Raw genomic sequence first — 9673 nt, 5'->3', positions numbered from 1 at the left:
GGTGTGGACGTCCTCGTCGGCGATCGTGCCCACGAAGGAGCCGTCCGCGACGTCGGCCACCACCTTGTCGCTGAGCGCGCCACCCCAGTACCACAAGGTGAGGTCCTTGCCGTTCTTGGTGCCACCCGATCCCGACGAGCCGCCGCATGCGACGGTGAGACCGGATGCGGCCGCGGTGAGGACTGCGGCCTGGAGGAAGCCTCTACGTGAAAGGTCCACGGGTCACTCCTGTTGTTCCTGTTCGACGTGCCAAGGGGTTCGACGTGCCAAGGGGTTCGACGTGCCAAGGGGTTCGACGTGCCTAGGGGTTCGCGGGCCTCGGGGTTCGCGTGCCCAGGGGTCCGAGGGTCAGTGCCGCTGTGCGGAGGCGCGTGGGCCGACGAGCGTGCGAGGGGCGGGCGGGGTCACGGGGGCGTACCGCACCGGCGGCCCGGGGTCGGCCGGGAGCCGGTCGGCCAGGAAGCCGTAGGCGCGCTTGAGGTCGGGGTCGGTCAGCGACCGCCACCAGCTGTCGACGCCGTACCAGCCGGGGGCCGCGAGTGCCCCGCCGGGCCGGCCGACGGAGAGCCCGGCGGCCAGTACGGCGAACCGCAGCCGCTCCTCCAGGGGCCAGCCGCCCAGCGAGGCGGCCACGAAGCTCGCCCCGAAGACGTCTCCGGCGCCCGTCGCGTCGAGGACGTCCACGGCGACGGCCGGGACCTCCGCGTACTCGCCGGTGTGCTGGTCGACGGCCAGCGCGCCGGCGCCGCCCCGCGTCACCACCGCCACCGGGACGAGTTCGGCGAGCGTGCCGAGTGCGGCCCGCGCGCTGTCGGTGCGGGTGTAGGCCATCGCCTCGGTCTCGTTGGGGAGGAAGGCGTGGCAGAGCGCGAGCTGGTCGAGGAGGGCGCGGGACCACTGCTGGGTGGGGTCCCAGCCGACGTCGGCGTAGACGTGGGTGCCGTTCGCGGCCGCCTTGGCGATCCACTCGCGCGGTTCGGCCTCGATGTGCACCAGCGCGGTACGCGCCTCGGGCGGGTCGCCCATCAGCGCGTCCTGCGAGTACGGCGGCTGCGAGCCGTGGGTGACCAGGGCGCGGTCGTCGCCGTGCGCGAGGGAGACCGTGACCGGGGTGGGCCACCGGTCCGCGATGCGGGAGAGCGAGAGGTCGACGTTCTCCTGGTCGCTCAGGACGTCCCGGCAGTACTCGCCGTAGAAGTCGTCGCCGAAGACCGTGGCCAGCGAGGTGCGCAGGCCGAACCGGGACGCGGCCACCGCGAGGTTCGCGATGCCGCCGGGGCCGCAGCCCATGCCCGCCGTCCAGATCTCCTCGCCCGGTGTCGGCGGTTTCCCGAGACCCGTCAGGACGAGGTCGTAGAAGAGCAGCCCGGTCAGCAGCACATCGGGCCTGTCGTCGTCCACGTGCGCAGCCTCTCGTCAAAACTCGTCATTTCGATGACCGGAATCGTGCGCCGCTCTGCGAGATTGGTCAATACCCGAGCAGAACTGAGCATGGATTTGATTGAAGATGACGAGTAGTGTTCGCCGCGTGCTGGCAGAACGACGACATCAACTCATCCTGCGGGCCCTGCGCTCGGGCGGCCCCGCTGCCGTGACCGATCTCTCCGAGCAACTGGGTGTGAGCCCCGCCACGATCCGGCGCGACCTGCTCAAACTGGAAGAGGACGGGCTGCTCACGAGGGTGCACGGCGGTGCCGTGGCGGAGGAGGGCGACCAGCCCTTCGCCGAGGTCGCCGAGGTGCGCGTGGCCGAGAAGGACGCCATCGCGGCCCGCGCGGCGGCCCTCGTCGCCGACGGCCAGTCGGTCCTCCTGGACATCGGTACGACGGCCTACCGGCTGGCCCGCCAGCTGCACGGCCGCCGGCTCACCGTGATCACCAGCAACCTGGTGGTCTACGAGGAGCTCGCCGACGACGAGGGCATAGAGCTGGTGCTGCTCGGCGGCATGCTCCGCCGTGAGTACCGCTCCCTGGTCGGTTTCCTCACCGAGGACAACCTGCGCCAGTTGCACGCCGACTGGCTCTTCCTCGGCACCAGCGGGGTGCGCCCCGGCGGGCAGGTGATGGACACGACGGTCGTGGAGGTGCCGGTCAAGCGCGCCATGATCAAGGCGAGCGACAAGGTCGTCCTGCTCGCCGACGCCGCCAAGTTCCCGGGGACGGGCATGGCGAAGGTCTGCGGTCCCGAGGACCTGGACATGGTGGTGACCAACGCGCCGGTGGACCCGGCGACCCGTGCCGCCCTGGAGGAGGCCGGTGTCGAGATGGTCCTGGCAGGAAAGGCTCTAGCGTGAAACTGACGATTCTGGGTGGCGGCGGGTTCCGGGTGCCGCTCGTGTACGGCGCACTGCTGACCGACCGCGGCGAGGGGCGGGTCACCGAGGTCGTCCTGCACGACCTCGACGCCGGACGGCTGTCCGCGGTGGCCCGCGTCCTGGCGGAGCAGGCGGCCGGTGTCCCGGGCGCTCCCGCCGTGACCGCCACCACCGACCTGGACGATGCCCTGCGCGGCGCCGACTTCGTCTTCTCCGCGATCCGGGTGGGCGGACTGGAGGGCCGTGCGGACGACGAGCGGGTGGCCCTGGCCGAAGGGGTCCTCGGCCAGGAGACGGTCGGCGCCGGCGGCATCGCCTACGGCCTGCGGACCGTCCCGGTCGCCGTGGACATCGCCCGGCGGGTGGCCCGGCTCGCCCCCGACGCCTGGGTCATCAACTTCACCAACCCCGCGGGACTCGTCACCGAGGCCATGTCCCGCCACCTCGGCGACCGCGTCATCGGCATCTGCGACTCCCCGGTCGGCCTCGGCCGCCGGATCGCCCGGGTGCTCGGCGCGAACCCCCGCGAGGCCTGGATCGACTACGTCGGCCTCAACCACCTCGGCTGGGTCCGCGGCCTGCACGTCGCCGGCCGCGACGAGCTCCCGCGCCTGCTCGCCGACCCCGACCTGCTCGGCTCCTTCGAGGAGGGCAAGCTCTTCGGTGTCGACTGGCTGCAGTCCCTCGGCGCGATCCCCAACGAATACCTGCACTACTACTACTTCAACCGCGAGGCCGTCCGCGCCTACCAGCAGGCCGAGAAGACCCGCGGCGCCTTCCTGCGCGACCAGCAGGCGCACTTCTACGAGGCGGTCGCGGACCCGGGCTCGAAGGCCCTGGACGTCTGGGACCGCACCCGCGCCGAGCGGGAGGCCACCTACATGGCCGAGAACCGGGAGACGGCCGGCGCCGGCGAGCGCGACGCCGACGACCTGTCCGGCGGCTACGAGAAGGTCGCCCTGGCCCTGATGCGGGCCATCGCCCGCGACGAGCGCACCACGCTGATCCTGAACGTCCGCAACCGCGACACCCTCTCGGTGCTCGACGGCGAGGCCGTCATCGAGGTGCCCTGCCTGGTCGACGCCAACGGCGCCCACCCGGTCGCCGTCGCCCCGCTGCCCGACCACGCCACCGGTCTTGTCTGCGCGGTCAAGGCCGTCGAGCGCGAGGTGCTCGCCGCCGCCGAGTCGGGGTCCCGCGCGACGGCCGTCAAGGCGTTCGCCCTGCACCCCCTGGTGGACTCGGTGAACGTGGCCCGCAGACTGGTCGAGGGGTACACCGACGCCCACCCCGGCCTCGCGTATCTTAAGTAGTCAGCCGCTCGGAAAGCGCTTTCCATCCCTCTTCTGGAGACTTCCATGCACGACGAACGCCGCCGGATCGAGGAGCGCGTAGAGCGCCTCCAGAACCAGCGCATCAGGCCCGCGATCTACGCGGCCACCGTCCCCTTCGAGGTGACCGCCTGGCAGGCCCCCGGCGAGCCGGTCTCCTTCGAGGAGGCCGCGGCCGCCCCCTACGCGCCCTTCGCCATGGACACCCCGTGGGGTCCGCCCTGGGGCACCACCTGGTTCCGGATGCGCGGCGAGGTGCCCGCGGAGTTCGCGGGCCGCCGGGTCGAGGCCGTCATCGACCTGGGCTTCGTCGGCGACTGGCCCGGCAACCAGGCCGAGGCCCTAGTCCACCTCACCGACGGGACCCCGCTCAAGGCGGTCAACCCCCTCAACCAGTACGTGCCGATCGCCAACCCGGCGACCGGCGGCGAGGTGATCGACTACCTGGTCGAGGCCGCCTCCAACCCGGACATCCTGGCCGACAACTTCGAGGCGCCCACGCCGCTCGGCGACGTCCTGACCGCCGGCGACAAGCCGCTCTACACCTTCAAGCGCGCCGACATCGCCGTCCTCGACGAGGACGTCTGGCACCTCGACCTCGACATCCAGGTACTGCGCGAGCTGATGCTGGAACTCGGCGAGCACGACCCGCGCCGGCACGAGATCATGCACGCCCTCGACCGCGCGATGGACCTGCTCGACCTGGACGACATCTCCGGTTCCGCCGCCGCCGTCCGCGCGGCCCTGAAGCCGGCCCTGTCCAAGCCCGCGCACGCCAGCGCGCACATCGTCTCCGGCGTCGGCCACGCGCACATCGACTCGGCCTGGCTGTGGCCGATCCGCGAGACCAAGCGCAAGACCTCCCGCACCTTCTCCAACGTGACGTCGCTGGCGGACGAGTACGAGGAGTTCGTCTTCGCCTGCTCGCAGGCCCAGCAGTACGAGTGGGTCCGCGACAACTACCCGCAGGTCTGGGCCCGCATCCAGGAGTCCGTGAAGAAGGGCCAGTGGGCTCCGGTCGGCGGCATGTGGGTCGAGTCCGACGGCAACCTCCCCGGCGGCGAGGCGATCGCCCGCCAGCTCGTGCACGGCAAGCGCTTCTTCATCGAGCACTTCGGCATCGAGACCAAGGGCGTCTGGCTGCCCGACTCATTCGGCTACAACGCGGCCTACCCGCAGCTCGCCAAGCTGGCCGGCAACGAGTGGTTCCTCACCCAGAAGATCTCCTGGAACCAGACCAACACGTTCCCCCACCACACCTTCTGGTGGGAGGGCATCGACGGTACCCGCATCTTCACGCACTTCCCGCCCGTCGACACCTACAACGCCCGCTTCAGCGGCGAGGAGATGTCCCGCGCGGTCCGCAACTACGCCGAGAAGGGCGCCGCCACCCGCTCCCTGGCCCCGTTCGGCTGGGGCGACGGCGGCGGCGGTCCCACCCGCGAGATCATGGAGCGCGCCCGCCGCCTCAAGGACCTGGAGGGCTCCCCCAGGGTCGAGGTCGAGCACCCCGACGCCTTCTTCGCCAAGGCCCGCGCCGAGTACGAGGACGCCCCGGTCTGGGTCGGCGAGCTCTACCTGGAGCTGCACCGCGCCACCTACACCTCGCAGGCCCGCACCAAGCAGGGCAACCGGCGCAGCGAGCACAAGCTGCGCGAGGCCGAGCTGTGGGCGACGACGGCCGCGCTGCACGCGCCCGGCTACCGCTACCCGCACGAGAAGCTCGACCGGCTCTGGAAGACGGTCCTGCTCCACCAGTTCCACGACATCCTGCCGGGCTCCTCGATCGCCTGGGTGCACCGCGAGGCCGAGGCCGAGTACGCCCGCGTCGCCGAGGAGCTGGAGGTGCTCACCGCCGAGGCGGTCGCGGCGCTGGGCGGCGGCACGGCCCGGGTCTTCAACACCAGCCCCTACGACCGCGCCGAGGTCGTCCGCGACACCGCCGGCACCCCGGTGTACGTCGAGGTCCCCGCCAACGGCAGCGCCCCGCTGACGGCCGCCACCGAGGCCCCGCAGGCCGTGACGGTCGAGGGCCGGGTCATCGACAACGGACTCGTCCGGGTGGAGATCGCCGAGGACGGCACCCTGTCGTCGGTCCGCGACCTCCGGGCGAACCGCGAGGTCCTCGCGGGCCAGGGCAACCTGCTGCGCCTGCACACCGACCTCCCGAACTACTGGGACGCCTGGGACGTCGACAAGCACTACAAGAACCGCTACACCGACCTGCTGGAGCCCTCGGAGATCACGGTCGTCGACGCGGACCCGCTGCTCGGTTCGATCCGCATCACGCGTCCCTTCGGCAACGGCTCGACGATCACCCAGACGGTCACCGTGCGCGCCGGCAGCCCCCGGATCGACTTCGAGACGGACATCGACTGGCACGAGGCCGAGAAGTTCCTCAAGGCGGGCTTCCCGGTGGACATCCGGGCCGCGCACTCCTCCGCCGAGATCCAGTTCGGGCACGTGCAGCGGCCCACGCACACCAACACCAGCTGGGAGGCGGCCCGTTTCGAGGTCTCCGGCCACCGCTGGGTGCACGTCGGCGAGCCCGGCTACGGTGTCGCCGTCATCAACGACTCGACGTACGGCCACGACGTCTCCCGCACGGTCCGCGAGGACGGCGGTACGACCACCACGGTCCGGCTCTCCCTGGTGCGCGCCCCGCGCATCCCGGACCCGGGCGCCGACCAGGGCCGCCACCGCATCACCTACTCCCTGCTGCCCGGCGCGGACATCGAGGACGCGGTCGCGGCGGGCTACGCCCTCAACCTGCCGCTGCGGGTGGCGGATTCGGCGGGCGAGCCGGTGCCGGTCGTCTCGGTCTCCGGTGACGGCGTGACCGTCGAGGCGGTCAAGCTCGCCGACGACGCCTCCGGCGACGTGGTGGTCCGGCTCTACGAGTCCCGTGGCGGCCGTGCCCAGGGGGTGCTGCGCACCGGCTTCGCGCTGGCCGGTGCCCAGGTGACCGACCTGCTGGAGCGCCCGCTGGAGGACGCGTCCGTCGACGGCGACTCCGTCGCGGTGGAGCTGCGCCCCTTCCAGATCCTCACCCTCCGGCTGCGCAGGAGCTGACCACATGGCCATGCAACCCTGGTTCACCGACGCCAAGTTGGGGATCTTCGTGCACTGGGGCATCTACGCCGTCGACGGGGTCCAGGAGTCCTGGTCGTTCTACGACGACATCGTGCCGCACGACCGGTACATGTCCCAGCTGGACCGGTTCACGGGCGCCGCGTACGACCCGAAGGCGTGGGCGGACCTGTTCGCCCGCGCCGGCGCCCGGTACGCCGTGCTGACCAGCCGTCACCATGACGGAGTGGCCCTGTGGGACACGGAGTACGGCGACCTCAACCTCGGCCGGGACTACCTCGGCCCCTACGCCGAGGCGCTGCGCGAGAAGGGGCTGAAGGTCGGCCTGTACTACTCGCACTCCGACTGGAACCACCCCGACTACGCGTCCACGCGCAAGCCGGGCCGGCCGCCCGAGCAGGAGGACAACCGCTACTCCGAGGTGGCGGCCGAGGACGAGGACCTGGCCGCCTGGGAACGCTTCATCGCCTACCGGGACGGCCAGGTGACGGAGTTGGCGTCCCGCTACCGGCCGGACCTGATGTGGTTCGACGGGGAGTGGGACCGCAGCGAGGAGCAGTGGCGGATCCCCGAACTCGCCGCGCTGATCCGCTCGTACGTGCCGCACGTCGTCTTCAACGCGCGCATGCTCAGCGAGGGCGACTACGCCACCCCCGAGCAGGGCGCCCCCGTCGTGCCGCCGGACGGCCCCTGGGAGCTGTGCCTGACGATCAACGACTCGTGGGGGTACCAGCACCACGACGACAACCACAAGTCGCTCGCCCAGCTGATCCGCTACTTCACTGAGACCATCGGGGGCGGCGGCAACCTGCTGCTCGACGTCGGCCCCATGGAGGACGGCACCATCCCGCAGCCGCAGGTGGAGCGTCTGGAAGGGCTGGGGGAGTGGATCCGCCGGCACGCGGAGGCGGTGTACGGGACCGGCCGCGGGCTGCCCGCCGGGCACCACTACGGGCCCAGCACCCTCTCCGCCGACCGGCGCACCCTGTACCTCACCCTGTTCGACGCCCCGCGCGCCGAGATCGGGGTCCGCGGCCTGGCCACGAAGGTCAGCAGGGTCACCGTGGTGGGCAGCGGCACCGAGCTCGGTCACCGGGTGGTCGGCGGGCTGCACGAGGCCGTCGGCGTGCTGTGGATCGACCCGCCGGCCGCGGCCGACCTCGACCCGTACGCCACCGTCCTCGCCGTCGAACTGGACGGGGAGCTGGAGCTGTACCGGGGGTCCGGACGGTTCTGACCCGGTTCGCCCCAGGGTCGGCACATCTCACAGGAAGAATTAAGAGAACGGTAAGTGGGCAGGTCACGGCGGCTTTCCGGGCCGCCGCGACCCTGCCTGTTCTTCTCTCGGTCACCTCGGGTTCGTCTGACCCCCCTGGGATGCGGACGGCAGGGACGAGAGAGAGGCATCACCGTGCGAGACCCGCGAATGTCCGCGATCGCGAAGGGGCTGAAGCGCCGGGGGCGGCTCATGGCGCAGGCGGTGAGCCCGCCGCGCAAGGCCCTTGACGCCGTCCCGAGCCCGCGCCGGGCCGAGTCGCAGTGGCCTTCGGACGGCTACGTGGCCCCGCTCTCCCCGCGCCTGGTCCGGTCGCCGGTCTTCGTCCTGTCCTCGGTGCGCTCCGGCTCCACCCTGCTGCGGGTCCTGCTGAACAGCCACAGCCGGGTCCGCGCCCCGCACGAGATGCACCTGCGCACCGTCCACGTCCGCATGTCCCGGGAGTTCACGGCGGACGCCATGAAGGAGCTCGACCTCGACCGCGAGGAACTGGAGCACGTCCTGTGGGACCGGGTGCTGCACCTGGAGCTCAGCCGCAGCGGCAAGGACGTCATCGTCGACAAGACCCCGCCGAACACCCTCATCTGGCCCCGGCTGCACCGATGTTGGCCAGAAGCCCGGTTCGTCCTGCTGCTGCGCCACCCCGGTGCCGTCATCCAGTCCCTGGCCAGCCGCCGAGCCGACCCCGACCACGAGGCGATCCGCGCCGAGGTCCTCGGTTACGCCGAGAAGCTGGAGGAGGCCCGGCAGCGTCTGCCCGACGCCCACGTGATGACGTACGAGGATCTCACCGCCGAGCCGGAGCGGGTCACCCGTGGTCTGTGCGCGTACCTCGGCGTCGAGTGGGAGAGCGGCATGCTCGACTACGGCAGACAGGACCACGGCACCTTCCGGCCGCAGCTCGGCGACTGGTCCAGCGAGATCAGGTCCGGCCGTGTCCAGGCCGCCCGGCAGGCCGACCCCACCGCCGAACTCCCGCCCCGGCTTGTTGAGATGGCCAAGGCGTGGAGATACCCGGGCTAGGCATCCCCACACCGCGGTTCTCGGTGCTCAGCCGGTGAAACCGGCCGTGATCGAGGTGAACTGCCAGTTGCTCTGGCTGATCCCGGAGCAGTTGCTCACCACGCCGCCGCCCGCGCAGCCACGGTCCCGGTTGACCGCCCAGAACGCCAGCCGGGCGATGTGGTGCGAGTTCGCCCAGTCACGGATCTGCGTCCAGATCGCCGGGGTCGTGGTCTCCTGCTGGTCGGACAGTCCGTTCATGCCGGAGATCCCGATGTGTGCGTAGGCCGTCGCGTCGTCCCAGCCGAACGTGGACTTCAGCTTGGCCTTCAGGCCCTCGGCCGCGTTCACCGTGTTGCCGTACATGTCGGAGCCGCCGCCGAAGTCGAACGGCATGATCGTGAAGACGTCGACGTCGGCGCCGATCGACTGAGCCTGCTCGATCAGCCGGTTGCCGTAGTACGTCGGCCCGGTGGTGGACGTCCCGAAGGTGACGATCGTCTTCAGACCGGGGTTGTCGGCCTTGACCGTCTTCAGCGCGGTCAGGATCTTCGCCTGTACGGCCTCGTTCTCGAACTCGTCCGTGTTCTCGATGTCCATGTCGACGGACTTGAGACCGTAGGCGTCGACCACCTTCTGGATCGCCCCGGCCAGCGCGCT

6 protein-coding genes and 2 pseudogenes are annotated in these 9673 nt (G+C 71.2%); 5 read left to right on the top strand and 3 right to left on the bottom strand.

Annotated elements, in window-relative coordinates:
- Together ABZ646_RS32170 and ABZ646_RS32165 are read right to left on the bottom strand one after the other, a co-directional pair.
- Positions 1 to 219 (bottom strand): annotated as a pseudogene (locus tag ABZ646_RS32170) (hypothetical protein); the annotation flags it as partial.
- Positions 220 to 348: 129 nt separating this feature from the next.
- On the bottom strand, positions 349 to 1401 hold the full coding sequence (locus ABZ646_RS32165) for a carbohydrate kinase family protein (RefSeq protein ID WP_360526665.1): 1053 nt from the start codon (positions 1399 to 1401) through the stop codon (positions 349 to 351).
- Positions 1402 to 1528: 127 nt separating this feature from the next.
- Between ABZ646_RS32165 and ABZ646_RS32160 the strand changes: the two genes are divergently transcribed.
- From ABZ646_RS32160 to ABZ646_RS32140, 5 genes are all read left to right on the top strand, one after another.
- Complete coding sequence (locus ABZ646_RS32160; RefSeq protein WP_360526662.1) at positions 1529 to 2293, top strand: DeoR/GlpR family DNA-binding transcription regulator; 765 nt, start codon at positions 1529 to 1531, stop codon at positions 2291 to 2293.
- Positions 2290 to 3627 (top strand): 6-phospho-beta-glucosidase, encoded by a 1338-nt coding sequence (locus ABZ646_RS32155; protein ID WP_360526659.1) that lies wholly within the window; start codon positions 2290 to 2292, stop codon positions 3625 to 3627. Before ABZ646_RS32160 ends, ABZ646_RS32155 begins: the two co-directional genes overlap by 4 nt.
- Positions 3628 to 3672: 45 nt before the next feature.
- The gene (locus ABZ646_RS32150) at positions 3673 to 6717 is read left to right on the top strand and encodes a glycoside hydrolase family 38 C-terminal domain-containing protein (protein ID WP_360526656.1); all 3045 of its coding nucleotides are present in this window, start codon (positions 3673 to 3675) and stop codon (positions 6715 to 6717) included.
- 4 nt (positions 6718 to 6721) lie between these two features.
- Positions 6722 to 7972 carry an alpha-L-fucosidase gene (locus ABZ646_RS32145; protein WP_360526653.1) on the top strand — a complete coding sequence of 417 codons (1251 nt, stop codon included), beginning with the start codon at positions 6722 to 6724 and terminating at the stop codon, positions 7970 to 7972.
- Between the two features lie 189 nt (positions 7973 to 8161).
- Positions 8162 to 9034, top strand: coding sequence for a sulfotransferase (locus ABZ646_RS32140; protein WP_360526650.1), 873 nt, complete (start codon positions 8162 to 8164; stop codon positions 9032 to 9034).
- A gap of 27 nt (positions 9035 to 9061) precedes the next feature.
- Here the strand turns inward: ABZ646_RS32140 and ABZ646_RS32135 are convergent.
- Positions 9062 to 9673: pseudogene (locus ABZ646_RS32135) on the bottom strand (chitinase); the annotation flags it as partial.

Source organism: Streptomyces sp. NPDC007162, assembly GCF_040634175.1.
GTDB lineage: Bacteria > Actinomycetota > Actinomycetes > Streptomycetales > Streptomycetaceae > Streptomyces.
Note: the sequence above shows the minus strand (reverse complement) of the source record. Positions and strands in the feature narration are given on the sequence as shown.

Bases quoted from the DNA above. Each gene is read 5' to 3' on its own strand.
- ABZ646_RS32150 (WP_360526656.1), top strand. From the start codon at position 3,673: ATGCACGACGAACGCCGCCGGATCGAGGAGCGCGTAGAGCGCCTCCAG.
- ABZ646_RS32145 (WP_360526653.1), top strand. From the start codon at position 6,722: ATGGCCATGCAACCCTGGTTCACCGACGCCAAGTTGGGGATCTTCGTG.
- ABZ646_RS32140 (WP_360526650.1), top strand. From the start codon at position 8,162: ATGTCCGCGATCGCGAAGGGGCTGAAGCGCCGGGGGCGGCTCATGGCG.